This window comes from Bacteroides thetaiotaomicron VPI-5482, from assembly GCF_000011065.1.
GTDB classification, from domain to species: Bacteria; Bacteroidota; Bacteroidia; order Bacteroidales; family Bacteroidaceae; genus Bacteroides; species Bacteroides thetaiotaomicron.
The window spans coordinates 2360851-2386402 of the sequence record NC_004663.1 but is presented as its reverse complement, the minus strand read 5'-3'; the positions used below and the strand labels follow the sequence as shown (position 1 = coordinate 2386402).

The following is a 25552-nucleotide window of genomic DNA, read 5'->3' as shown; positions in this document are numbered from 1 at the left end:
AATCGACTTTTACAATGATAACCGAAAATTCAGATAAATCATCAGGACGCTTGTATTTTGTTTGTGTAGTCTTGCCAACCGGCTGCGGTTTTATATTTCTCTACAGATTCGGCGGGAACACGAATGACAGTAATGTCATCCGGAAATCCGTACCATATCTTTTCAAATACTTGTGGGGGTGTTATCCCTTCTACCTTGACTTCTTTGATACCTGTGTTATTGAATGCTGAAAAATTAATCTGTGTCACATTTGCCGGAATGGTCAGTTGAGTGACTTTTCTGTTACCGCCCAATAATCCTTGTCCCAATATCCGGATACTTTGTGGAATTTCGAAACGTGTTAATTGGGGACATCCTTCCAGACAGTAAGGGTGAATCATAGCTTCGGGATCATCATTGAAAACAGTTCCGTAAGTTGTCACTTCCGTTAATTCCGGACAGTAATAAAAGGCTCTTTGCGCTATGTTTGTAACACCATTCGGTAACTTCACGGTTGTAATGCTACTTTCCCGGAATGCTTCCAGCCCGATTGTTCTGACGTTCTCCGGAATCTCAATCGTTTTCAGTTGAGACGTCTTGAGGAATGCCTGTGCATCGATTTCTGTCAACGTAGCAGGTAATAACACTTCTTCAACGCCCGCATATACAAAGGTGCTTGCGGGAAGTTTAGTGAGTTTAGTCCGGCTTAAATCTGCTTTTTTAAGGTGATAGCAATAGTAGAATATGTTTTCCTCAAGCTGTTCCAGAGTCGAGGGAAATATAACTTCCTGAATAGTTGAATTGAAGAAAGCCATATCTCCGATGGATTTCAGTCCCTCATTGAGTGTCACCTTGTTTATTTTACTGCCGTTGAAAGCGTTTTTAGGAATGGATTTCACGCTGTTGGGGAGTATGATTTCATCGTACCCTTTCAGGACTTCTGTCAGAACTCCGTTTTCCACACGGACAGGCGCCACCTGAATAGTAAAGCTTTTCTGCTTTCCTTCTATTGTTATGGTCACTTCCTGTTTGTCGACAGGGACAGATGACGAGAAACCACTGATCTGTTTTGGGGCAACATTCACGGACCGTTGTTTCCCATCATCATATTCACCTGTCACTTTGAGTCCAGTTAAGTCTATACTCTCTCCTAATGCATAAATCGTTTTTGCAGGCAGCTGGTCTATGGAAAAACGTTCAAGTAAGGCTCCTGTGGGTTCAGATGGTTGCTCCGTTGGAGGCAGTTCCTTCTTGAATTCATCGTTTTCAGTGCTGCAACTCAGTAATGTAAGTCCTGTCATCATTTGCAGGCAAAGTACTATTAATATATTAAGTTTAGTTTGTTTCATTGTGATAAAAGCTTAGTTAGGGAATTGGGTTAAACGTATTTCTATTTTCACTACCTTACCTGCTTCTACGGTTCTGCCGGAAGACCATATCTGGTAGTTATCAGGTCCGCCACCTTCTTGTACCACGAACGTAAAGAACCGCTGCGACTGTGCTGCGAACCATTCTTCTTGCGGTAAAATAAAGGTGGCTATCCCGCTTTCATTGGTTCGGGCAACCGCAGTAGGTAAGGTCAGATTATCTTTCTCAAAAACTTTATAATCTTTTTCATTATACATCTTTACGGGAATACCCGTTGCAATTTTTCCATTTTCATCATAAACGACAACCACTACTTTAGCTTCTCTCACTTCTTCGTTTCCTTTTTCGCACGCTATCATAAAAAGTATGATACCTAGCAGAATAACAATCTTTCTCATAATCTTCTCTTTTTTCAATTTTTTCGAATGCAAAAGTAGTAAGATCATATCATTTTTGAGTTATGGTACGATCTTGTAAATCTAACACTGGTGTTTTAATAGTGTTGATATTCAGATAGTTATTTTGAATGGGTTCTCAGATTTCTAACACTGGCCTAACACCTATCCGAAAAGTGATAAAAACAGGTCCTTGTTAGCAGTCTCTGCTGATTTGATACGTGATTTAAGTCGTGACTTCCGGGCATATACATTGGCTACCGTATCTTTCATGAACAGGCTTATTACTTGTGGTGAAAAACCTACAAAGATATAGCAGAGTAACCGAATGTCAGCTTCTTTCATTGCAGGGAAATCATTCCGGAGTTTTTGCATGGCGTTGTCATGGCAGGTATTTACGATAAGCTCCAGTTCTTGCAGCATTTCATTGTTTTCTGCAAAATCGGTGATTATTTGTTTCACTTCGTGGAACATGGCGGCCTGTTGTGATGCGGTATTCTCGCGTTCGTAGTAAGTTTTTCCCAATTTGTCGATAATGTCAAAACGAGAGGCTATCAATCCTTTTAGATGGTTTTCAGTATTGCGCTGTCCTTCCATGCGTTCGGTCAGAGTTTTATACTCGGAATTAGCTTCTTCTGCCAGTAGCAGATAGCGGTCGGTGCGTTCGCGTTGCAGTCGCAGGCGTTGGCGGGTGATGTAATAAGCCACTCCTATCATCAGAAGGATTACAGTTGCTGCTGCGATTTCCCAGGTAGTACGGTTTTTCATCCGGTATTCGGCAAAGTCAGTCCGTTCTTTAAAATATTCGCGTTCCACCATGCCGGCGGAAAACTGCATGTTTGAGCGTGTCAGCGAATCAGTCAGATAGATATAACGATGTATGTTATCGGTTGCTTTCTCAAAGTTCCTGGTTTGTGCTTCAATACGATATGCGGTATATTGCAGGTCGGCCAAGTCACGGATGTCGGTAGTCTGTGCTTCTGCGAGAGCCAGATAGTAGCGTGCGCTGTCTATACGATTTTTCAGAAGGTTCACATCTACCAGTGTATGGTAGCCGTACAGGGTATCCTGTCGGGCGGAAAGCTCGATGCGTTGCAGCAAGTCATGAGGAATTTGCCGCTTGCCCGATACTACATAAAGAGAGGCAAGGTTCGTGAGGCTGGCTTTTGCCAGGTGATCGTTCTTTTGTTCGTCGGCCAGATCAAGAGCGGCGGCGTAGAGACGCATTGCTTTCTCTATGTCTTTCGAATGAAAAGCTGCGGCTGCCATATCAAGTGTTGACTCCGTTTCTTCACGTACATTATCCGACTGCCGGAAGTTATTGCGGGCTTCACGGAAATAATGATAAGCCCGGCTGTAGTTCATCTGTTCATAATATACTTCACCGATTTGCCCGTATAACAGTCCTGTATAATAAGGTTCATTGGTGTCTTTCAGTTTCTCTTCTATTTTGAGAAAAAGGCGCAATGCTCCCGGTTTGTCTCCTGCCCGTAGTTTGATTCGTCCCCAATAATAGAGAGTCTTACATTGGTGTCGTAAATCTTTGGAATAGTGTTTATAATGGCTCCAAGCCTGGCGAATCAGTGAATCATCCGTTACTTTAATATGGTTTTTATCTAATGCTTCCGAGTAAAGCAAGGCATATCTGGCCTGTTCGGCCTGACTGCCTTCCTGTCTGAGCTGCTTTAATATTGTCAAGGCACTGTCCGGCTTGTTTTGTAACAGAGCTTCCGCCTCGTCAAGCCGGGAAATATGTTCTCTATTATAACATCCTGTAAAAAAGAGAATGGCTGATAGTCCAAGTATAATTCTGCATTTCATGCTGTGAATGTAGTGAAAATCTCTCGGATTTGAAATAAGGAGTAGTGCCTTTTTTTAATGATGACTGCATTGACACATTATTTTTTATCATTGTGATTCCATATGCATCATTGTCATATTCATAGAGGGCAGTTCCCCAATATCATCAAAGCGGTATGTGCTGCTTTTGCCTGTTACAATGAATCCTTTGTCATTATTGGAAAAAGACTCTTCTAGAAAGAAAAAAAATAATTTTAGTCTCACGGTCTCACTGTGGAATATCTAGTATGCTGACAATCATTAATATAATGAATGAGAGATACCTTTCCGAACAGGTATCTCTCATTGTTTTTCCATCAAAACCACTAGTTTTCGGTTATCTCTCATTGCTATCTCTCACATCAAAGTAAGTACATAAGATGTGGTCCGCTATATCTGTTTAAAACCAGCAGTTGTTTGTATGTTAAGTCACTGTATCCTAGATGTTATCCTATATATCTTATTCTGTTATCTAACCGACATCTTCATCGTTCCACCCGGGTGAACAGTCTCTATCACCTAGGTGAATAAGCCAGTTCATTATTGTGCAATGATCTGTTCACCCGGGTGGAACGATGAAGATGTCGGTTAGATACAGGGGAAAACGCATTATACTTTTTCTTTTATCTTTTATACATTTATCTTACATGAATATCGGCTTTTCATCTTATTAATAAGATATTTATCTTTCATTTACAATATTATTTAAGTACATTTACGTGATTATAAATCACAATTAAAATGAAGCAAGAAACTAAAAGAAGGATTGAGATCAGCAACCTACATGAATTTGCTGATTCATTAATATTGATAGATAACCGGATAGAGCGTTGTAAAAAGCATCAGGCCAGTACCATTGTTCTTATTGCCATTTCTGCTGTTATATGTGGCGCTGATACTTGGAATTCAATAGAAGACTTTGGTAAAAGTAAAGAATCTTTTTTTGCAGCCAAGCTTTCCAATTTTAATGGCATCCCTTCTCATGATACATTTAATCGCTTTTTCTCGGCATTAGATCCTTTAAAATTTGAAGAATCTTATAGACAATGGGTCCAAAGCATTCTCAAATGTTATTCGGGTCATATAGCCATTGATGGTAAAACCATACGAGGAGCCTATGAATCCGAAGAGGACAAGCGTCGTCGTAAACAAGGAGTACTTCCTGATTCGAATACGGGAAAATACAAATTGCATGTTATTAGTGCATTTGCAACAGAACTGGGAATCTCCCTTGGACAGTTATGCACACAAGAAAAGGAAAATGAGATAGTTGTCATTCCTGAATTATTAGATATGTTGTGTATAAAAGATTGTATTATTACAATTGACGCTTTAGGATGCCAGCGTACAATTGCAGAGAAAGTCATAAAGGGAGAAGGTGACTACATTTTTATAGTGAAAGATAATCAACCGAAATTAAAGGAAACAGTACTGTCAGCAACAGAAAGTATTGTATCAAAAGGTACAACAGTACGATTTGACAAATATGAGACGCATGAGGAAGGACATGGCAGGAATGAGTCGAGAATCTGCTATTGCTGCAACGATCCCGGTTTTCTGGGAGCAGATATTAGAAAGAAGTGGAAAAATATACGGTCTTTTGGATATATTGAGAATACCAGAAATACAAACAAAGGCACTACAGTGGAAAAAAGATGTTTTATATCTTCCTTGGAACCTGATGCGCAGAAGATACTTAAAAATAGTAGAGAACACTGGGAAATTGAGAATAATCTACATTGGCAGTTGGATGTCAATTTCCATGAAGACAATACCAGAAGAAGAAATATATCAGCATTAAACTTCTCCGTACTGGCGAAAATTGCATTGGCCACATTGAGAAACAACAAAAGAGAGATACCAATCAATAGAAAAAGATTAATAGCAGGGTGGGATAATGAATTCTTATGGGAACTTATTTTACATGATTTATAATGCGTTTTCCCTGCGGTTAGATAATACACAAACTTTTGTACTTCCCTAATAATGGTTGACTTGTTTATCTCTAATAGCTGCTATGTGTTGACTAGAAATATTACTAACCCTGGCAGCTGTTTACTTTATTATTTATTATTCCTGCCTCCGGTTTACTTATTTTTTTCTTATTCCTTTAACCGGTTGACTCTTCTCTTTGAAAGAAGAAAAAAGAAAGGAACTCACCCTTTTTCCTCTTTCTATCCCGCTAGCAGGGCATTCTTGGTCTTTTCATAAGCAAATGTACATATTTATTTTTAAGCAAGTGCTACATTCAGATACTTTTCTCTGTAGCTTATCCATCTTTTCCTGATAGGTCCTTGCATTTCTCCTGCCTGTACCGGGGTAAGCATATCCAAGCTCATATGAGGCCTTTCGTTGTTATAGAAGTGAACGGCTGTTGCTACAGCTTTTCTGACTTCCTGTATTGAACTAAAGCGCATTCCTTGCAGCAATTCATTCTTTATAATGCCATTCACACGCTCAGCTATGGCATTGTCCTTGGGATTGCCATCCTCTGTCATGCTGGGAAGAATCCCGTTATGTCGTAATATGGCAATATAATCCGCACTGGCATATTGTACGCCTCGGTCGGAGTGATGGATCAAACCCTTAATCTCCTTTGCAGCTATGCGTCTGACTGCCATTTCCAGAGCTTCCACTGTGTAACAGCTTCCCAGAGTATCACCTACGCAATACCCAATGATCTCCTTCGTATAGGCGTCTGTCACCAGAGACAGGTAGCAGAACACATAACTGCCGTCAGGCAACCATATGGTAATGTAAGTGATATCACTAACCCACAGCTGATCAGGATGTTCTAATAGCAATGTCCTGGTTAAATCAGGATACTGTGGCAAGTGATGAGAGGAGTCTGTCGTACGTGGAGCCCGAAAACGTTTGCGTATTGTCAGCTTATACTTGGACAATATAGCACAGAAACAGTCACGCCCAACAAAGGCCTGGCTGGTGCCGAACTCATTACGGTACATCAGCCAAAGTTTCATCCCCCCAATACCAGGGTCCTTTGAACGCACACGTTTGACAAACTCAAGAACAAAACGTTCACGGGCCGAACTATCCGTACTATGGTCAACATACTTATAAAAGGCTTGCTTTGTTACACCAAACAATTTGCAAAGAGAGACCACCGTATAGGCATGCCTCCCTTTACAAAGCCTTTTTATTGTTTGGTACCAGCTTTTTTTCGGATAGGAAGATTAAACATCTCCTCGGCAACATCAATCATCGTATCGAAGGCGTGCGCACGCATTTTAGCATCTTTAAGCTCTGCACGTAAACGCTCATTCTCAAGACGTAAGGCAGTAATTGAGGAGGATTCATCCGAGGACTTGGGAGACTTGTTCTTTTTCATATAAGCGGATATTTCAGGATTAGAATCCTCAAAGATACGAACCCAACGCCAAAATGTAATGCGGGCAATCCCTTTTTCTTGGGCAAAACGAGAAACTGAGAAATTCGAACGATAGAAATCGCCAAGAAGTTCAAGCTGATAAGGACTAAAGGTCATGTCACTCTTTTTCATCTTTTATTCATTTTAGTTGATACTTATAGTAGTCAACCAAATCCAGGGTAAGACATTTAGTTGATAAACAGGTTAAGCCAGGGTATACTATATGCAAAGAAGCGGTAAACGGGCAAATAACCACCATCTTGATGGGAATTATTCGATGAACCGATTGGGTATCCCGCTATAGGTCAATGTGATTTTATGCATCGCCCTTGTCACCGCCACATAAAGCATACTTTTATCTATGGTGGAATGATAATTCTGATTATCAGCTTGTGGAACGATCACTTCATCAAATTCCAACCCTTTTGCCATGTGTGCGGAAGTGACAACAATGCCTTTTGTATAAGCTGAACTTAGACTTGACAAAAACGATATGTTATCTGTATGGACTTGGAGTTTCTGAGCAAGCGCTTTTGCCTGAGTTTCTGTTTTACAGATTATTCCCAAAGATGTATATCCGGAGTTTCTGAAGTCCGATACCAAATTAACAATGCCTGTCGTTTCTTCTTCTGCATTCTTGAATGGAAAAATTTCAGGTTGTTCTCCATGTCGCATAATGGGTTCCAGTTCATTGTTTGCCTGAATTTTCTGCGCCAGACTGGTAATTTCAAAAGTAGAGCGGTAACTCTTACATAGTTTCATTACTTCTCCGGTGGTAAACGCTTTTTGAATCATGGCAGCAGTTGAAGAACCATAGGGATTGACAGATTGAGAAGCATCTCCAAGAATTGTTTTCCGGCAGGGATAAAGTTTTTGGATCACCTTGTATTGTATGGGAGAATAGTCCTGCATTTCATCTATCAGAAGATGCCTGATATGAGTTTGAGTTCTATTTCCATCCAATGCGAGGTGCAGATAAGCCAGGGGAGCCATATCTGCATATTCCAGCATACGATTCTTTCGCATCTTGAACATTTCAGGTTTTCCGGCCCATTCGAAAAAGTCTTTATAGATCTGGAGGTCGTTATTTCCTGAAAACATATTCTTAATTTCTTTTCTCAGCAGATTTTTCTCAGCGGTAGTCACTGTAAGGTTATACTGGATTTTCATCATTTCCAGAATGTAATCTGTCATGGTTTCAAATCGTTGGCGTATGGGGTAACGATGGAATCGTTTGAACTGTTCCCCTACGAATTCTGCGGGAATAGTGATATACTTGGTGAGTTTTACATCAGTCGCTCTGAAATAGTGATTTTCCATATGGAGGATGAATTTGTCCAGTCGGGAAACAAATTCGAAAGAAGCTTTGTATTGTATCCGTTCGATAAAATCCGGAGCCGGCTTTTCCAGTAGTTCCGAAACTTGTCCGAAGAAATTCTGATACTTATATTTGTTATCGAGGACGGTGGAGAGAATTTGTTCCATGCTGGTTTCCGGTACAGTCGTTTCACCAAGTTCCGGAAGGACATTGGATATGTAATCGGCAAATACTTTATTAGGTGAGATGATCAGAATATCTTTGGATGAAATTTTTCCTTTTTGTGCATAGAGCAGGTAAGCAATACGGTGTAAGGCAATAGACGTTTTTCCCGAGCCGGCGACTCCCTGTATGATGAGTACGGGCGTATCTTCGTTGCGGATAATCCGGTTTTGTTCGCGTTGGATGGTCATAACGATGTTTTTCATCTTGTCGTCTGCATTGGAACAGAGCTCTTTTTGCAGGATATCATCATGAACAGTGACGGAACTTTCAATCATATATTCCATCTTACCTTTGCGAATGCGGTACTGACGCTTGAGTGAAATCTCTCCATGCACTTCACCTGACGGAGAAGAATAAGTGGCCTCACCTGACTCATAGTCATAAAACATACCCGAAATAGGTGACCGCCAATCATATATCAGATTTCTTTTGTTTTTGAAATCGTAGAATGTGTGTATACCTATATATACAGGAAGTTTTTTGCCGCTGCTTCCATTTTCCTTAAAGTCGATTCGTCCGAAGTAAGGAATATCCAATATCTTACTCAGGCGATTGCGTTTGTCTATCACATTTTCGCCTCGTGCAAAATGATTCAGTATACTTTCACGCATGGAACGGATTTCATGAGGATCGATGTCTTTATTGGACCATAGATAATCTTTGTATTCCTGCAGAGTATCTATGTGCTCTTTAACAGACTTGTCTGTGCTGTTTATCGTATCATTGATGATATTGAGCACCTGTTGCAAATATGCTTTTTCCTGCTCTTCTGTTTCGTTGAATATCATATATAAATTCAGTTTGGGTATTAAAAGTTGATTGAAAGGGTGGCAAAGTTAGCTAGATCCGGTGGGGTATTAAATAGTTATTTATAGCTATATATCAAGCCTTTTTCTTATTTTTGCGTGCTCATTTAATCTAGAAGAAAGATGGATATCCTTGATGTTGCAAGACGAAATCAGCAGAAAGCATGGGAAATAATAGAGAAAGTCAATGTTATCCCGATATGGGAAAGTATTGGTGCACAGGTTAATCTGGTTGGTTCTCTTCGTATGGGGTTGCTGATGAAACACCGGGATATTGATTTTCATATATATACGTCTTCTTTAAGTTTAGCCGATAGTTTCAGGGCGATGGCGAAGCTGGCGGAAAACACGTCAGTGAAGAAGATAGAGTGCGTGAATCTGCTGCATACTGTTGAGGCGTGTGTTGAATGGCATGCCTGGTATCAGGATTCGGATAATGCACTCTGGCAAATTGATATGATACATATCCGGAAAGGTTCCCGATACGATGGGTATTTTGAGAAAGTAGCCGAACGTATTTCTTCCGTCTTGACAGATGAGATTAAGCGGACAATTCTTCAATTGAAAAATGAGACACCCGAAAGTGAAAAGATTATGGGGGTAGAATATTATCAGGCTGTCATACGGGATGGAGTGCGGACTTATGCCGGGTTTGAAGAATGGCGAAAAGAGCATCCGGTGGGAGGAGTGCTGGAATGGATGCCTTAATCAGCTTAATATCCCCGTCTCATATCCTATTCGGATGGCTTCAATGGAATTTTGTACTCCTAATTTCCGTAATAGATTCTGTCGGTGAATATTGACGGTATGAATGCTGACACACAGTTTGTCTGCTATTTCTTTACTTAACAGTCCTTTTTGGATCAGGCGTAAAATTTCAGCTTCCCGTTTGGTGAGAGGATTGAAGGTCTGCAGTGACGGAGAAGGAGAGAACATCTCTCCATTTTTCAGATTGAGTACAGTACAGTCTACCGTTTCGGCCTCTTGTTGATCAGGTGAGATATCCATATTCCCAATTACCAGCCATGCTTTTCCATCGATGGTCTGCTCCAGAACCTGATGCCTGCTGACAACACGCACGTATTGTTGCCTCGCATTGAGAACACGAAAACTGTAAATATTAGAATAGTCATTTCGTTGTTCCGGAGGCAAACTGTATATAAACTGACTTAATTTTATTTGTAAGATGAGCAATTGCTCGCGGTCGTCGGGATGGATGCGCGATTCCAGATAATCACCCTGCCTTTCCAATGTTGCTATCTTGTGGGCATCATATCCCAGTAAATCTACAAAGTTCGGAGAAGCATAGGCATATCTGCATTTATATACGTCTACTACAAATGTACAGTTCCGGTTCATCTTCGAGAATTGATGAAGCATGGATTTATTCCGTTCCCACACGGCATAGTCGATGTCGGTAAAGGACAAACGTTGCTTTGCCCACAATTCTTCCCGTGTGATATCTGTTAGCTTGATTTCCCGCATGTATGGAACTGTTTTTTTGATTGAAGTATGACAAAAGTAGATATAATCCGTGATATTATCAAGGAAGGAGTAGAGATTTGCTTATTCTTATTGTTTCCATACAATAATCGTGCTAACAAATGATAATTATTGAACATCTCTTGAAAAATAAATAATAAAAAGATAGTTATCTAATTAATTGTGTTATCTTTGTTCCCAGAGTTTGAGTCACGAATCATTATTGTGTAGTTCTTCTTTATAATATATTATTAGTAAGTAGTCCTCTTCTGTAATTATCCTCCTCACTCCAAATTAGTATTTATTTTTAATAAAATTTTAGATGAACATTTACATTTCAGGTTTAAGTTATGGCACAAATGATGCTGACTTGACAAATTTATTTGCAGAGTATGGAGAAGTTTCTTCAGCCAAAGTTATTTTTGATAGAGAAACCGGCAGATCCAGAGGATTCGCTTTCGTAGAAATGACGAATGATGCAGAAGGACAAAAAGCTATTGACGAATTGAATGGAGTTGAATATGACCAGAAGGTTATTTCAGTGAGCGTTGCACGTCCTCGCGCTGAAAAACCGTCATACGGTGGTAACCGTGGAGGTGGTTATAACAATTCAAGAAGATATTAATATCAGAATAAATAAAAGCAGAAGATAATGTCTTCTGCTTTTATACAGACTATTACCGTTTCATGATTCAACGGAGGAATTTCTGTTATACGGAGAAAACGAAAAATCATTTTACATTTAAGTTCTGCTAATTCTGCCTCTTTTATGCGCAATATCAGGAGTATATAATCCTGCACTTTCCATTCTGACAATAGATTATTAGGCTTTTTTGTAATACAATGCTCTTGGAAGAAACAGGAGTGAGAGTTTAATAAATAATATCCAATCAAGCGAACAGCCAATGATGAAGGCGACTTTGAATACTTGAATAGAGTATGTTCGGAGTGTGTTGATTTTGAAATGGCCAAGCACAGAATAAAATATATGAAATCATTTTTTATAGGAAATATTGAAATTAAAGTACCTGTTATACAAGGTGGAATGGGAGTTGGGATATCATTGTCCGGTCTGGCGTCAGCAGTAGCAAACGAAGGGGGAGTGGGAGTTATATCGTGTGCAGGTCTGGGGTTGCTTTATCCCAAAGAAAAAGGCACTTATACAGAAAAATGCATCAGTGGCCTGAAAGAAGAGATTCGCAAATCACGCATGAAAACAAAAGGTATTATTGGTGTGAATGTCATGGTTGCCTTATCGAATTATGCTGATATGGTGCGTACTGCGATTAATGAAAAGATTGATGTGATATTTTCCGGTGCCGGACTTCCACTTGATTTGCCTTCCTATTTGACTACGGGGAGTATTACGAAATTAGTACCTATTGTATCTTCTTCAAGAGCTGCCAAAATAATCTGTGACAAATGGCAAAAGAATTATAACTATCTGCCGGATGCGATAGTGGTAGAAGGTCCCAAAGCCGGAGGGCATCTGGGTTTTAAGAAAGAACAGCTGCAAGACCAGAATTATGCGTTGGATGTATTGATTCCCGAAGTAGTGGCGATTGCGGCCAGTTATAAAGAACAGAAACATATTCCGGTGATTGCCGCCGGTGGAATTTCGACAGGTGAAGATATTGCGCACTTTATGGAACTGGGAGCTTCGGGAGTGCAGATGGGAAGTATTTTCGTGACAACCCTTGAATGTGATGCTTCGGAAACTTTCAAAGAAGTGTATATTCACTCCAAATCCGAAGATGTTCTTATTATTGAAAGTCCTGTCGGAATGCCGGGACGGGCTATTGACGGAGAATTTATTCATAGTGTGAATAATGGTCTGGAAAAGCCGAGGAAATGCTCATTCCATTGCATTAAGACGTGTGACTATACAAAAAGTCCTTATTGCATTATTAAAGCGCTGTATAATGCGGCCAAAGGAAATATGAAAAAAGGTTATGCTTTTGCCGGTAGCAACGCCTTTCTCGCAGATAAAATAAGCAGTGTGAAAGAAGTGATGAATACACTGGAACGCGAGTTTTTCTTAGCGACTCACAAACTGGTTTAATATCGGAGACCTTGCATATTCAGTATTGAATGTGTTGTGCTCTCTTACTATATATAAAATTAACCGCTGTGCTGAAACAGCAAAAATAACATTTATGACATTTAAAGAATTAAATATAACCGAACCTATTTTAAAAGCAATTGAAGAAAAAGGATATACAGTACCTACTCCTATTCAGGAGAAAGCGATTCCTGTAGCATTGGCAAAAAAAGACATTTTAGGCTGTGCGCAGACTGGAACCGGAAAGACTGCTTCATTTGCAATACCTATTATACAACATTTGCATCTCAATAAGGGAGAGGGCAAGCGTTCGGAAATCAAAGCTCTGATTTTGACTCCTACCCGCGAACTCGCATTGCAAATCAGTGAATGTATTGAAGATTATTCAAAGTATACACGTATCCGTCACGGAGTCATCTTCGGAGGCGTGAATCAACGTCCGCAAGTGGATATGCTGCATAAAGGAATTGATATTCTGGTTGCTACTCCGGGGCGTCTGCTCGATTTGATGAATCAAGGACATATACGATTGGATAATATTCAGTATTTTGTTCTGGACGAAGCAGACCGTATGCTTGATATGGGCTTTATTCATGATATTAAACGGATATTGCCGAAGCTTCCGAAAGAAAAGCAAACGTTGTTCTTTTCGGCTACGATGCCTGATACGATTATTGCTCTGACTAATTCCTTGTTGAAGAATCCGGTGAAGATTTATGTTACACCGAAATCATCAACGGTAGATTCTATAAAGCAGTTGGTTTACTTTGTTGAGAAGAAAGAAAAGAGCCTGTTGCTGATTTCAATTTTGCAAAAATCGGAGGACCGGTCGGTACTTATCTTTTCGCGTACCAAGCATAATGCTGATAAGATAGTTAAAATATTGGGTAAAGCCGGCATTGGCAGCCAGGCTATTCATGGAAATAAGAGTCAGGCGGCACGGCAGTCCGCATTGGGTAACTTCAAGTCGGGTAAGACGCGAGTGATGGTTGCTACTGATATCGCTTCCCGGGGAATTGATATTAATGAACTGCCGTTGGTTATCAATTATGATCTTCCTGATGTTCCCGAGACATATGTACACCGAATCGGGCGTACGGGAAGAGCTGGAAATGCAGGTATGGCACTTACATTCTGCTCTCAGGAAGAACGCAAACAGATTAATGATATTCAGAAATTGACAGGCAAAAAACTAAATAGGGCTGATTTTACAATTTAAGGTCATTCCCTTACATTATTCATTAAAATATAGTATAAATTAAATATAAGTTCTATGGCAAAATCCATTACGGTAGGTAAACGTGAAAATGAAAAAAAGAGACTCGCTAAACGAGAAGAAAAACAAAAGAAAAAGGATAGCAAGAAGTTATCCAGTAAAAGCAGCTTCGATGATATGATTGCTTATGTGGACGAGAATGGAATGATAACTTCGACTCCTCCGGCTGAAAACATTAAAAAGGAAGAGATAAACCTGGATGAGATAATCATTGCAACTCCGAAGAAAGAAGACGAGGAACCCGTTATATTGAGAGGGAGAGTTGAATTCTTTAATGAGGCAAGAGGCTTTGGTTTTATAAAGGACCTTGCCGGAGTTGATAAGTACTTTTTCCATGTTAATAATGTCGTTGGTAATATCTCGGAAGGTAATATTGTAACATTCGATCTTGAACGTGGTGTGAAAGGAATGAATGCGGTCAATATCTGTCTCGAAAAGAAACCGGTGGAGAATTAAAACAAAAACAAAAAATGTAAGTATTGAAACTTATTTTTAGATATTCATTTGCTTAAGTGTAATATGATAAAATAAAAATCCCTTGAGTCTCAGAGGTTCAAGGGATTTTTTATGCGTAAAAATAGTATTGCAGGCAGACAGGGGAACAGAGGGTAACCGGAAGAAGAATGCAGTATATCGTACAAAAATGGCAAGAAATAATGATTCATTATCTCTACTATTTCATACCTTTGCCCGCTGAGTCTGAAATATTATTAACTTTTAAACGCAGAAAACATGAAGAACTTATTGATTACGGTATTTTTTCTCAGCTTGACTTTGCAGCTCTCTGCTGAGACAGGAGGAAGCAATGCTGTAATTGTAGAAAAAACTACAGCAAGTCCGGCGGAAAAGACGCCTGTTTATTGGCAGAAAATGGCAGATGGTATGTCGCAAGCCCTTATCAAGCATTTTTGGGGCGCAAACTTCAAAGGGTATGAGAATCGGTTTTATTTTAATTATGGTAGTGATCTTTCCAATATGACTACCAATCATTATTGGCCACAGGCACATGCTATGGATGTCATGGTAGATGCATATATGCGTACCGGAAGCAAACAGTATTTGAATATATACCCGTTATGGTGGGAAGGTGCACCGAAATTCAATTTTGCGGGCAGAGAGGAAGACCCGTGGTGGAATGTGTTTGTAGACGATATGGAATGGATTGCTCTGGCACAGATTCGCATGTTTGAAAGCACTAAGAATACCAAGTATCTGAAAAAGGCGAGACAGACCTACGATGATTGGGTTTGGTCTACTTGGGGACCGGAAGATGAGGCTCCGTGGTTTGGTGGCATTACCTGGAAGACGGATGTGGCAAAATCTAAGAACGCTTGTTCCAATGGTCCTGCTGCCCTTATTGCTGCCCGGTTGTATAATTTTTACGATGCTATGGGTAAAAAGGCCGGAAAACCCAAACAGGCTTATCTGAATGAGGCCATTAAAATATATACATGGGAGAAGAATAACTTGTTCGACCGTCAGACGGGGGCAGTGTATGACAGCATGAATGGAGAAGGCAAGATTACCAAATGGGTATTTTCGTACAACTCGGGTACTTTCCTGGGAGCAGCTCATGAACTGTATAAGATTACCGGTGATAAGCAATATCTGGCAGATGCAGTAAAAGCGGCCAATTTTGTGATTGACCATTTGTCGACCAATGAAGGTGTACTCTCCGATGCAGAAGGTGGTGACGGTGGCTTGTTTCATGGCATCTTCTTCCGTTATTTTGTGAAACTGATTAATGACCCTGCACTGGATAGTGCCAATTATAATAAGTTTCGCGACTACATAACTCATTGTGCTACGGTTATGGCAGAGCAAGGAGTGAATCAGAAGACTATGTTATATAGCGGTCGTTGGAGAAAAGCACCTGCTGATGATGAGAGTGTGGGATTGACATCGCATCTGACCGGTTGTATGCTGATGGAAGCTATGTGTGTACTTAAACACCGATAGAGTGAATAAGAAAAGAGATAAAACAAAAATCCCTTGAACTTCAAAAGTTCAAGGGATTTTTGTTACTGAGTTGATAGTGGTGCCACCAGGAATCGAACCGGGGACACAAGGATTTTCAGTCCTTTGCTCTACCAACTGAGCTATGGCACCGTAAGGCTAATTCAACTCAGTTGTTTCTCTTTTGCGGTTGCAAAGGTAGTTAAAGTTTTGGATTCTGCAAGGCTTCTATAAATAAAAAACACTGATAAAAAGCTACTTTGCTTATTATCAGTGTTGTATGGAATGAAATATTTTTCAGTATATAACTGAGAAAATCTATTTATCTTCTTTTAGCGGATTCCATCCCTGAGCCTTCAATTCAAATTCTTGTCCGTCACGGGTAATCAATGCGCAACCGAGTTCGGGTTTGGTGATATGCCCGATGAGGCGGATTCCCTCCATCTGTGATACTTTCTCATGATCGGCGATGGGGACAGTGAAAAGCAATTCATAATCTTCACCGCCATTCATGGCACAAGTGGTCAGGTTCATGTTGAATTCTTCTGCCATGACAGCCGTCTGATAGTCAATAGGAATATGTTCCTCATAGACACGGCATCCCGTATTACTTTGTTTGCAGATATGCATTAATTCGGACGACAGACCATCGGAGATGTCCATCATGGATGTGGGGACAATATTGGCAGCCGCCAGTTTTTCGATGATATCTTTACGGGCTTCCGGTTTCAACTGGCGTTCCAGTAAGTATTCTTTGCCGGTGAAGTCCGGTTGGATATCTTTTTCACCCTTCAGTACTGTTTTCTCACGTTCCAGGAGTTGCAGACCCATATAGGCGGCGCCCAAGTCACCGCTGACACAGATTAAGTCAGTGTCTTTGGCTCCGTTGCGGTAGACCACTTTGTCTTTATCGGCATCTCCGATACAGGTGATGCTGATGGCAAGTCCCGTAAGAGAAGAGGATGTATCGCCTCCGATAATGTCAACATGATACTGTTGGCATGCCAGACGAATGCCTGAATAAAGCTCTTCCATGTCCTCTACGCTGAAGCGTTTGGAAAGAGCGAGCGATACGGTGATCTGCCGGGGCGTACCGTTCATTGCATAGATATCGGAGAAATTGACTACGGCCGATTTATATCCCAGATGTTTCAGAGGGACATAAGTCAGGTCGAAATGAACACCTTCCATTAATAAGTCGGTTGTTACTAATAGTTGTTTCTCCGAAGGGTAGGAGAGGACGGCGGCATCATCACCCACTCCGTATTTGGTTGATTCGTTTTCTGGTTTAATTCCCTCGGTGAGGCGGTCGATCAGACCGAACTCGCCGAGAGTTGCTATTTCAGTTCGCATAAATAGAGTTTAGTATTAAGCACGGTTGATAAGTTCACGCATGATAGTGGTCATTTTAGGTTGAGCTGCGTCCGCTGCCTTCTGAACTTCTTCATGCGATACTTCTACAATTTTTCCTTCTACTCCCAAGTCAGTGATGACGGAGATTCCGAATACCTTGATTCCGCAGTGGTTGGCTACGATCACTTCGGGAACGGTAGACATACCGACTGCATCGGCACCCAGAATGTGGAATAGTTTATATTCAGCAGGAGTCTCGAAAGTAGGGCCTTGCGTACCGATATAAATTCCATGTTGTACCTTAATGCCTTTTTCCTGAGCAATCTCGTCAGCTTTACGAATCAGTTCCTTATCATATGCTTCGCTCATATCCGGGAAGCGTGGACCATAAGGAATATTCTTGCCACGAAGCGGATGTTCGGGGAAGTAGTTGATATGATCGGTGATAATCATCAGGTCACCGATTTCAAAAGCTTCGTTTGTACCACCGCTGGCGTTGGATACAAACAATGTTTTGATACCCAGCTCACGCATTACACGTACAGGGAAAGTCACTTCCTTCATGGAATAACCTTCATAATAATGAAAACGCCCTTGCATTGCCATGATGTCTTTGTTGCCCAACTTGCCGAAAATCAGTTTACCGCTATGACCTTCGACAGTAGACACCGGGAAGTTAGGAATATCCGAATACTTTATTTCATACTTCTCGGTGATCTCGTCTGCCAAACTGCCAAGTCCGGTGCCAAGGATGATGGCTGTTTCAGGACTGGTGTGCATTTTCCCTTTCAGAAAAGCTGCTGTTTCTTGTATTTTCTCTAACATAGCCAATAATGTGTTGGTTAAATTTATCTTGTTGATTTTGTAATATCTCAATCTCAATCGGCAAGGCGTAAATAAACGGTTTCAGTTCCTCGCTCAATACCGGATGATGAATCAGGCGGGTTGCATCTTTCTCGGTGGTGACAATCAGTTTATGTTCACCTTTCAGTTTTCCGAATCGTTCCTTGATCTGTTGTATGTCCCGATGACTGAAATGATGATGGTCGTCGAATGAAAGCGAATCAATCTGATCGGTATACATTTTCAACTCTTCGAGAATAGGCGCAGGTGATGCAATGCCCGTTACCAGCAAAATATCCGTATTCGTTAAAGCACTCAGCGGTAACTCATTCACTGTAGAATCAATCTCTGAATTTGCTGATGGAAATACCGGTTGCAGATTTCCATAACGAAACGATGAGAAGTATAACTGCTGATAAGGATAAAGGTTCAGTCGTTTTGTGATAATATTATAGTCAATCGGCTTAATATCCTGCGGACACTTTGTGACAATGACGATTTGTGCCCGGTTTTTACCGTTGACAGACTCGCGCAGACGACCTGCCGGAAGTAAAGTATCGTCGCAGAAGAGGCGGTGATAATCCGTCAGCAGGATGCTTAGTCCCGGCTTGACGTAACGGTGCTGGAAAGCATCATCCAGCAATACAACTTCAATGGACGGTTCTTTGATGGATAGTAATTGTTCTATGCCATGGCAACGGTTCTCATCGACAGCTAGTGTGACAGACGGGAACTTGGTATGCATCTGGTAAGGCTCGTCACCGATGCTGCGTGCAGTACTTTGGGGAGTGGCAAGCACATATCCTCGGCTATGCCTTTTATATCCCCGGCTTAATACTGCCACATGATAGTTATCACGAAGCAGCTTTATCAGATATTCGGTGTGCGGCGTCTTTCCCGTGCCGCCTACAGACAGGTTGCCGATGCAGATGACAGGAACACCAAAACTCTTTGACCGGAGGAATCCCCAGTCAAAGAGTTTGTTTCTTACTGTTACCACTGCCCCGTAAATCCATGAGACAGGGTAAAGCCACTTATGTATCTTGATAAAGTGTTCGTCCATGCAGTACAGTTTACTTGATATTTAGTTCAAACGGAATGCGTGCCTGAATCATGGAACGCTCTTTTAAATTTTTCAGCATACCGAATTGTTGATAATACTCTCCTAACTTGCTTTTCAATATTTGTGATTCCACATAATTAGTGGGTTTCGTATTGAGCAGTGAAGAAAGGAGGTCTTGTTTTGCCGGATAAGAAACAACTGTATATCCTTCGATTCCTGCTTTCCTGACAGCAATCTCCAAAGCTGTATCAATACCTCCGAGTACGTCTACCAGTCCAAGTTCTTTAGCAGCTTCTCCTGTCCATACACGACCTTCAGCTATTTTCTCAATGGCCTCTTTGCTCATATGGCGCCCCTCAGCGCAGCGATTGACGAATGTATCATAACCTTGGGTAATCATCATCTGCATCAGTGTCTTCTCATCCTGATTGAAAGGACGCATGATATTTCCAAAATCTGAAAATTTATTTGTTTTTACCACATCGTAGGTCAAACCGATCTTTTCTGATAATTCCTTAACATTCGGTACCATACCGAAAATTCCGATGGATCCCGTCAATGTAGTCGGCTCTGCAACGATTGTATCGGCTACACAAGAGATATAATAACCACCTGATGCGGCATAATCACCCATAGAAACAATTACTGGTTTCTCTGTTTTCAGTTCTTTCACGGCATGCCAGATTTGTTCGGATGCAAAAGCACTTCCACCCGGTGAATTAACACGGAGAACGACAGCTTTTACATCCTCGTCATCTTTTAGCTTACGCAAGTCACGAATAACTTTTGTGCCTACAATTCCCTCTTCAGAAGTTGAAGAACCGCTGTAATCTGTGATTTCTCCGGAGGCATAATAGACCGCTACGATGTTACCGCTTTTATCTTTCGGCATGTTTTTTTTCACATTGATCATATCACTCAACCCTAGCACCGGAAGGCGGTCATCTTCTTTCAAGTCCACCCACTGTTTAAGATAATTGCGAACATCATTGCGGTAAATCAATGTGTCCGCCAAGCCACATTGCACACTTTCCTCTGCCGGATAAAACATCAGCATACGGTCAGCTAAAGCATTCAGTGAATCTACGGGGAGGCTGCGGGAAGCAGATACCCCTTCGGTAACCTGTCCCCAGATCGAGTTGATAAAAGCTGTCACCTGTTCACGATTGGCAGGACTCATTTCTGTAGAAATAAACGGTTCTACGGCGGATTTATAAGTACCTACTTTAAATATCTGCATTTCTACCCCGATCTTTTGCAGTAAGTCTTTATAAAACAGAGGAGCGGAAGCGATGCCTTTCCACTCAATCATTCCTTTCGGATTGAGCAATACCTTGTCCGCTACACTGGAAAGATAATAAAGTCCTTGTGTATAGCTATCTCCGTAGGCTATGATGAACTTTCCGCTTTCTTTAAAGTCGAGCAATGCGTTACGGATTTCCTGCAAAGATGCATACGAAGTTCCGAGCATACTTGCCTGCAGATAAATTCCTTTGATATTTTCATTTTCTTTTGCTTTTTTGATGGAAGAAAGAATATCGTCCAGCCCGTATGTATTGGAGTCGTCGCTGAACAACTGTGATAAGATACCTAACGGACTCTCCTGAGTGCGTTCGACTAATACACCGTTCAGGTCGAGCATCATCACAGAATTCTTTTTCACTATTGTTTCTGTATCCGCGGTTGATACAATGCCGAACAATGTTACCATGCCGATAATAAATAATACAATGCTTGACAGGATGATACCGGTCACAGTGGCGAGCGTAAATTTCAAGAAATCTTTCATTATACTATTGTTTTTTTGAGTCAGCTTGTTTTAAAGCTAACAAAGATAAATAATTGAGTTGATATTTATTCAATAAGTCGTGCGAATTTTTGTTTTGTCACAATGAATCAGGTTTATTTGCTTTTAGAATGCTGCCCGGAACAGGGTAGATATAAATTTTGAATGATCGGACTTGGGGACCATTTTTCTATTGTATTTTAGTGTAGCATTGAGAATTATTCTCTAAATTTGTAGCATTAACTTAACATTATGATTATCATGAAAAGAAAATCCCCTGTGATGGCCGTTGCTTTGGCGGGACTGTTTATGTACACTTCCTGTTCTCCGACGGAGCAAGCGGAAACGAAAGATTACACCCAGTATGTGAATACCTTTATTGGTGCTGCTGACAATGGGCATACATTCCCCGGAGCTTGCTATCCTTTCGGAATGATACAGACCAGTCCGGTGACGGGTGCAGTAGGTTGGAGATATTGTTCGGAATATACTTATCAGGACTCTCTGATCTGGGGCTTCACTCAGACTCATCTGAACGGAACCGGATGTATGGATTTGGGGGATATTCTGGTGATGCCAGTTACCGGTACCCGTGCTCGTGCATGGGATGCTTACCGCAGCCATTTCCCGAAAGACAAGGAAGCTGCTACTCCGGGATATTATACAGTCGAATTATCCGATCCGCAGGTAAAGGCGGAACTGACTGCTTCTATCCATGCAGCTCTTCATCGTTATACATATCATAAAGCGGATTCAGCTTCTCTGCTGATTGACTTGCAGCACGGACCTGCCTGGAGAGAAGAACAATATCATTCACAAGTGAATAGTTGCGAGGTGAACTGGGAAGATGCTCAGACGCTGGCCGGACACGTGAATAACACGGTCTGGGTTGATCAGGACTACTTCTTTGTGATGAAGTTTAATCGTCCGGTAATAGATTCGCTTTACCTTCCGATGGGAGAAACTGAGAAAGGAAAGCGAATCATTGCTACTTTCGACTTGAAGCCGGGAGATGAACTGATGATGAAGGTGGCCCTTTCGACTACCAGCGTAGAGGGAGCAAAGAAGAACTTGCAGGCTGAAATACCAGACTGGAACTTTGACGGTGTGAAGCTGGCTGCCCATGACGAATGGAACAGCTATCTGAGTCGCATGGACGTAGAGGGTACGGATGATGAAAAGACGAATTTCTATACTTGTTTCTATCACGCACTGATTCAGCCTAACCAGATTTCAGACGTAGACGGTATGTATCGTAATGCTGCCGATTCGATTGTGAAGGCCGGAACAGGAACATTCTATTCAACCTTCTCTTTATGGGATACTTATCGTGCCGCTCATCCATTCTATACATTAATGGTTCCCGAACGTGTGGATGATTTTGTTAATTCATTGATAGAACAAGGTGAAGTACAAGGCTTCCTGCCTATTTGGGCATTGTGGGGAAAAGAAAACTTCTGTATGATCGGCAATCATGGTGTATCTGTTATTGCTGAAGCCTACCGAAAAGGTTTCCGTGGTTTTGATGCGGAACGTGCTTTCAATATGGTGAAGAAGACACAGACTGTATCTCATCCGTTGAAGTCCGACTGGGAAGTGTATACGAAATACGGATATTTTCCGACCGACCTGACAAAAGCAGAATCCGTCTCTTCAACTCTGGAATCGGTATATGACGATTATGCGGCAGCTGACATGGCCCGTCGTATGGGAAAAGAAGAAGATGCTGCTTACTTTGCGAAACGTGCAGATTATTATAAGAACTTATTCGATTCACAGACGAATTTTATGCGTCCGCGTAAAGCTGACGGAACCTGGAAATCTCCGTTTAATCCTAGTGATGTAGGACATGCGGAAAGTACAGGCGGTGACTATACGGAAGGAAATGCATGGCAATATACCTGGCATGTGCAACACGATGTTCCCGGTTTGATTGCTCTCTTTGGTGGAGAAGAACCTTTCCTGAACAAGCTGGATTCCCTGTTTACAGTGAAACTGGAAACAACCCAGGCTGATGTGACAGGTTTGATCGGACAGTATGCACATGGTAATGAGCCCAGTCATCATGTTACTTATTTATATGCTTTGGCAGGGCGTCCGGAACGTACACAGGAACTAATCCGTGAAATCTTTGATACTCAATATAAGAACAAGCCTGACGGACTTTGTGGTAATGATGACTGTGGTCAGATGTCCGCATGGTATATGTTCAGTGCAATGGGTTTCTATCCGGTAGATCCGGTAAGCGGTGATTATGTATTCGGAGCTCCTCAGTTACCGAAGATTGTGCTACATCTGGCTGATGGAAAGACCTTTACTGTGATCGCTGAAAACTTATCGAAGGAACATAAATATGTGGATAGTATCACGCTGAATGGCGAACCTTATACAAAGAATACGATTTCTCATGAAGATATTCTGAAAGGTGGTACACTCGTATATAAGATGAAATAGACTGTATACAGAGTAGTATAAAGAAGATCCCTCCAAAGTTTTTTTCTTTGGAGGGATTTTTGGCTTTATATGCTTTAAATTCGAATAATTCTCTAAATTTGTGCTATTAATCTGACTGGTACATTCATGGAGAATACTGAAACTTTAATAGTGGAACAACTGAAGATAGGCAATGAAAATGCTTATCGTTACATATATGATCATCACTATGCCCTGCTCTGTTATGTTGCCAATGGTTATCTAAAAGATCAGTTCCTTTCCGAAACCATTGTAGGAGATACTATCTTTCATTTATGGGAGATACGTGAGACTTTGGATATTTCAGTCTCTATCCGTAGTTACCTGCTGAGAGCTGTCCGTAATCGTTGCATTAACTATCTTAATTCGGAACGTGAAAAGAGAGAAATAGCATTTTCTGCTCTTATGCCCGATGAGATAACGGATGATAAAATCATACTGTCCGATTCGCATCCGTTAGGTATTTTACTGGAACGTGAACTTGAAAACGAAATATATAAGGCTATCGATAAATTGCCGGACGAATGCCGTCGGGTTTTTGCTAAAAGTCGCTTTGAAGGAAAATCATACGAAGAAATTTCCGGTGAACTGGGAATATCTATTAATACAGTTAAGTATCATATAAAGAATGCTTTAGCTTCTTTACACGCTCATTTGAGTAAGTACCTGATTTCTCTATTACTATTTTTTTTCAGGTAAAGCGAAAAAAAATCATTTTCTGACTACCCTTAATTAAAAAACAACTGTCTCCTTTATAGAAAGCATAAATATGGAAGAAGAAAATAAACATATTGATGAACTGATTGCCAACTATCTGACTGAAGGTCTGGATAAGAATGCTTTAGATGAACTAAAAACATGGATTGCCGCATCGGCTGAAAATCAGCAATATTTTATCCGTCAGCGGGAGATCTGGTTTTCAGCTGTAAGTCGTGAGGCCGCATCTGTCTATGATAAGGATAAAGCGTTTGAGAATTTTAGAAACCGTGTCGAAAGTCAGAAGGAAATTCAGAGCACTTCCCGTCGAGGTTTTAGCCTGTCAGCGTTGTGGCGTTATGCTGCGGTTGTTGCAATCATAATAGCGGTGGGATGTATTTCTTATTGGCAGGGAGAGGTGAATGTGAAAGATACTTTTGCAGATATTTCGGTAGAAGCCCCTTTAGGATCAAAAACAAAACTTTATTTGCCGGATGGCACATTGGTCTGGCTTAATGCCGGTTCACGCATGACATACTCGCAGGGGTTTGGTGTCGATAACCGAAAAGTAGAACTGGAAGGGGAAGGATATTTTGAGGTAAAGCGGAATGAGAAGATTCCCTTTTTCGTAAAGACTAAAGATCTGCAATTACAGGTGTTGGGAACAAAATTCAATTTCCGTGACTATCCGGAAGATCATGAAGTGGTCGTTTCTTTGTTGGAAGGTAAGGTCGGATTGAACAACTTGTTGAGAGAAGAAAAAGAAGCTGTCCTTTCACCTGATGAAAGGGCCGTATTAAATAAGGCGAACGGGCTTTTGACTGTAGAGTCGGTTACCGCATCCAATGCGTCTCAGTGGACGGACGGTTACTTGTTTTTTGATGAAGAACTCTTGCCGGATATCGCTAAAGAACTGGAACGCAGCTATAATGTAAAGATTCACATAGCCAATGATTCCTTAAAAACATTCCGCTTCTATGGCAACTTCGTTCGTCGCGAACAAAATATCCAGGAAGTACTGGAAGCACTGGCTTCTACGGAAAAAATGCAATATAAGATTGAAGAACGTAATATAACTATCTATTAACCGGTTACCAGAGATTATAATGCTATGATTGTTTAACCTTAAAAAATGAAAAGTATGAATAAAGAGAAAAATACAGAATAATCTTTAGCTGACAAATAAGGAGAGACAAATAAAAAACCGGAAGATTTCGGACATCTCCCGGCTCCTTGAATCTCTTC

At 41.0% G+C, this 25552-nt stretch carries 21 protein-coding genes and 1 tRNA gene; 10 read left to right on the top strand and 12 right to left on the bottom strand.

Annotation, left to right across the window (positions count from 1 at the left end):
- Window positions 1-41 precede the first annotated feature (41 nt).
- The 3 genes from BT_RS09625 to BT_RS09615 all read right to left on the bottom strand — a co-directional run bounded on the left by BT_RS09625 (window position 42) and on the right by BT_RS09615 (window position 3563).
- Window positions 42-1328: a leucine-rich repeat protein gene (locus tag BT_RS09625; protein WP_048694876.1), complete on the bottom strand. Its 1287-nt coding sequence runs from the start codon at window positions 1326-1328 to the stop codon at window positions 42-44.
- A 12-nt stretch (window positions 1329-1340) separates the two neighbouring features.
- Window positions 1341-1745 carry a hypothetical protein gene (locus BT_RS09620; RefSeq protein WP_016269651.1) on the bottom strand — a complete coding sequence of 135 codons (405 nt, stop codon included), beginning with the start codon at window positions 1743-1745 and terminating at the stop codon, window positions 1341-1343.
- A 162-nt stretch (window positions 1746-1907) separates the two neighbouring features.
- Window positions 1908-3563 (bottom strand): tetratricopeptide repeat protein, encoded by a 1656-nt coding sequence (locus BT_RS09615; RefSeq protein ID WP_008761175.1) that lies wholly within the window; start codon window positions 3561-3563, stop codon window positions 1908-1910.
- A 759-nt stretch (window positions 3564-4322) separates the two neighbouring features.
- On the opposite strand from BT_RS09615, the gene BT_RS09610 reads away from it, so the two are divergent.
- A complete protein-coding gene (locus BT_RS09610) occupies window positions 4323-5516 on the top strand; it encodes an ISAs1-like element ISBthe4 family transposase (protein WP_011108038.1) in 1194 nt (397 codons plus the stop codon).
- Between the two features lie 296 nt (window positions 5517-5812).
- Here BT_RS09610 and BT_RS09605 read toward each other — a convergent pair whose 3' ends face one another.
- The 3 genes from BT_RS09605 to BT_RS09595 all read right to left on the bottom strand — a co-directional run bounded on the left by BT_RS09605 (window position 5813) and on the right by BT_RS09595 (window position 9300).
- Window positions 5813-6742, bottom strand: coding sequence for an IS3 family transposase (locus BT_RS09605; RefSeq protein WP_105100199.1), 930 nt, complete (start codon window positions 6740-6742; stop codon window positions 5813-5815).
- Window positions 6739-7101, bottom strand: a complete 363-nt coding sequence (locus tag BT_RS09600) for a hypothetical protein (RefSeq protein ID WP_008765457.1) — start codon at window positions 7099-7101, stop codon at window positions 6739-6741. Before BT_RS09600 ends, BT_RS09605 begins: the two co-directional genes overlap by 4 nt.
- 138 nt (window positions 7102-7239) lie before the next feature.
- Complete coding sequence (locus BT_RS09595; RefSeq protein WP_011108037.1) at window positions 7240-9300, bottom strand: HelD family protein; 2061 nt, start codon at window positions 9298-9300, stop codon at window positions 7240-7242.
- Between the two features lie 141 nt (window positions 9301-9441).
- Between BT_RS09595 and BT_RS09590 the strand changes: the two genes are divergently transcribed.
- Window positions 9442-10026 carry a hypothetical protein gene (locus BT_RS09590; RefSeq protein ID WP_008765473.1) on the top strand — a complete coding sequence of 195 codons (585 nt, stop codon included), beginning with the start codon at window positions 9442-9444 and terminating at the stop codon, window positions 10024-10026.
- Here BT_RS09590 and BT_RS09585 read toward each other — a convergent pair whose 3' ends face one another.
- Window positions 10027-10803 (bottom strand): helix-turn-helix transcriptional regulator, encoded by a 777-nt coding sequence (locus BT_RS09585; RefSeq protein ID WP_008765472.1) that lies wholly within the window; start codon window positions 10801-10803, stop codon window positions 10027-10029.
- Between the two features lie 319 nt (window positions 10804-11122).
- Between BT_RS09585 and BT_RS09580 the strand changes: the two genes are divergently transcribed.
- The 5 genes from BT_RS09580 to BT_RS09560 all read left to right on the top strand — a co-directional run bounded on the left by BT_RS09580 (window position 11123) and on the right by BT_RS09560 (window position 16097).
- Window positions 11123-11425, top strand: a complete 303-nt coding sequence (locus BT_RS09580; protein WP_008761179.1) for an RNA recognition motif domain-containing protein — start codon at window positions 11123-11125, stop codon at window positions 11423-11425.
- 363 nt (window positions 11426-11788) lie between these two features.
- Window positions 11789-12862 (top strand): NAD(P)H-dependent flavin oxidoreductase, encoded by a 1074-nt coding sequence (locus tag BT_RS09575; RefSeq protein ID WP_016269667.1) that lies wholly within the window; start codon window positions 11789-11791, stop codon window positions 12860-12862.
- 94 nt (window positions 12863-12956) lie between these two features.
- Entirely contained in the window at window positions 12957-14081 is a 1125-nt protein-coding gene (locus BT_RS09570; protein WP_011108036.1) for a DEAD/DEAH box helicase, read from the top strand.
- A gap of 54 nt (window positions 14082-14135) precedes the next feature.
- The gene (locus BT_RS09565) at window positions 14136-14594 is read left to right on the top strand and encodes a cold shock domain-containing protein (RefSeq protein WP_008765470.1); all 459 of its coding nucleotides are present in this window, start codon (window positions 14136-14138) and stop codon (window positions 14592-14594) included.
- 276 nt (window positions 14595-14870) lie between these two features.
- Window positions 14871-16097: a glycoside hydrolase family 76 protein gene (locus BT_RS09560; protein WP_011108035.1), complete on the top strand. Its 1227-nt coding sequence runs from the start codon at window positions 14871-14873 to the stop codon at window positions 16095-16097.
- 77 nt (window positions 16098-16174) lie between these two features.
- Here the strand turns inward: BT_RS09560 and BT_RS09555 are convergent.
- The 5 genes from BT_RS09555 to sppA form a co-directional block, all read right to left on the bottom strand.
- Window positions 16175-16247, bottom strand: a tRNA-Phe gene (locus tag BT_RS09555).
- Between the two features lie 165 nt (window positions 16248-16412).
- Window positions 16413-17447, bottom strand: coding sequence for a thiamine-phosphate kinase (gene thiL / locus BT_RS09550; protein WP_008761224.1), 1035 nt, complete (start codon window positions 17445-17447; stop codon window positions 16413-16415).
- 15 nt (window positions 17448-17462) lie between these two features.
- Window positions 17463-18272 (bottom strand): purine-nucleoside phosphorylase, encoded by an 810-nt coding sequence (locus BT_RS09545; RefSeq protein ID WP_008761225.1) that lies wholly within the window; start codon window positions 18270-18272, stop codon window positions 17463-17465.
- Entirely contained in the window at window positions 18211-19353 is a 1143-nt protein-coding gene (gene lpxK, locus BT_RS09540) for a tetraacyldisaccharide 4'-kinase (RefSeq protein WP_008765467.1), read from the bottom strand. The genes BT_RS09545 and lpxK overlap by 62 nt, the downstream gene beginning before the upstream one ends.
- A 10-nt stretch (window positions 19354-19363) precedes the next feature.
- Entirely contained in the window at window positions 19364-21142 is a 1779-nt protein-coding gene (gene sppA, locus BT_RS09535; protein ID WP_008765466.1) for a signal peptide peptidase SppA, read from the bottom strand.
- A gap of 258 nt (window positions 21143-21400) precedes the next feature.
- Between sppA and BT_RS09530 the strand changes: the two genes are divergently transcribed.
- The 3 genes from BT_RS09530 to BT_RS09520 all read left to right on the top strand — a co-directional run bounded on the left by BT_RS09530 (window position 21401) and on the right by BT_RS09520 (window position 25394).
- Window positions 21401-23593, top strand: a complete 2193-nt coding sequence (locus BT_RS09530; protein WP_072067209.1) for a GH92 family glycosyl hydrolase — start codon at window positions 21401-21403, stop codon at window positions 23591-23593.
- Window positions 23594-23719: 126 nt separating this feature from the next.
- A complete protein-coding gene (locus tag BT_RS09525; protein ID WP_008765464.1) occupies window positions 23720-24310 on the top strand; it encodes an RNA polymerase sigma-70 factor in 591 nt (196 codons plus the stop codon).
- Window positions 24311-24380: 70 nt separating this feature from the next.
- Window positions 24381-25394: a FecR family protein gene (locus BT_RS09520; RefSeq protein ID WP_008765463.1), complete on the top strand. Its 1014-nt coding sequence runs from the start codon at window positions 24381-24383 to the stop codon at window positions 25392-25394.
- The last annotated feature ends 158 nt before the right edge of the window (window positions 25395-25552 follow it).

Coding starts and splice junctions, on each gene's coding strand:
- BT_RS09625 (WP_048694876.1), bottom strand. CDS start 1,328: ATGAAACAAACTAAACTTAATATATTAATAGTACTTTGCCTGCAAATG.
- BT_RS09620 (WP_016269651.1), bottom strand. CDS start 1,745: ATGAGAAAGATTGTTATTCTGCTAGGTATCATACTTTTTATGATAGCG.
- BT_RS09615 (WP_008761175.1), bottom strand. CDS start 3,563: ATGAAATGCAGAATTATACTTGGACTATCAGCCATTCTCTTTTTTACA.
- BT_RS09610 (WP_011108038.1), top strand. CDS start 4,323: ATGAAGCAAGAAACTAAAAGAAGGATTGAGATCAGCAACCTACATGAA.
- BT_RS09600 (WP_008765457.1), bottom strand. CDS start 7,101: ATGAAAAAGAGTGACATGACCTTTAGTCCTTATCAGCTTGAACTTCTT.
- BT_RS09595 (WP_011108037.1), bottom strand. CDS start 9,300: ATGATATTCAACGAAACAGAAGAGCAGGAAAAAGCATATTTGCAACAG.
- BT_RS09590 (WP_008765473.1), top strand. CDS start 9,442: ATGGATATCCTTGATGTTGCAAGACGAAATCAGCAGAAAGCATGGGAA.
- BT_RS09585 (WP_008765472.1), bottom strand. CDS start 10,803: ATGCGGGAAATCAAGCTAACAGATATCACACGGGAAGAATTGTGGGCA.
- BT_RS09580 (WP_008761179.1), top strand. CDS start 11,123: ATGAACATTTACATTTCAGGTTTAAGTTATGGCACAAATGATGCTGAC.
- BT_RS09575 (WP_016269667.1), top strand. CDS start 11,789: ATGAAATCATTTTTTATAGGAAATATTGAAATTAAAGTACCTGTTATA.
- BT_RS09570 (WP_011108036.1), top strand. CDS start 12,957: ATGACATTTAAAGAATTAAATATAACCGAACCTATTTTAAAAGCAATT.
- BT_RS09565 (WP_008765470.1), top strand. CDS start 14,136: ATGGCAAAATCCATTACGGTAGGTAAACGTGAAAATGAAAAAAAGAGA.
- BT_RS09560 (WP_011108035.1), top strand. CDS start 14,871: ATGAAGAACTTATTGATTACGGTATTTTTTCTCAGCTTGACTTTGCAG.
- thiL (WP_008761224.1), bottom strand. CDS start 17,447: ATGCGAACTGAAATAGCAACTCTCGGCGAGTTCGGTCTGATCGACCGC.
- BT_RS09545 (WP_008761225.1), bottom strand. CDS start 18,272: ATGTTAGAGAAAATACAAGAAACAGCAGCTTTTCTGAAAGGGAAAATG.
- lpxK (WP_008765467.1), bottom strand. CDS start 19,353: ATGGACGAACACTTTATCAAGATACATAAGTGGCTTTACCCTGTCTCA.
- sppA (WP_008765466.1), bottom strand. CDS start 21,142: ATGAAAGATTTCTTGAAATTTACGCTCGCCACTGTGACCGGTATCATC.
- BT_RS09530 (WP_072067209.1), top strand. CDS start 21,401: ATGAAAAGAAAATCCCCTGTGATGGCCGTTGCTTTGGCGGGACTGTTT.
- BT_RS09525 (WP_008765464.1), top strand. CDS start 23,720: ATGGAGAATACTGAAACTTTAATAGTGGAACAACTGAAGATAGGCAAT.
- BT_RS09520 (WP_008765463.1), top strand. CDS start 24,381: ATGGAAGAAGAAAATAAACATATTGATGAACTGATTGCCAACTATCTG.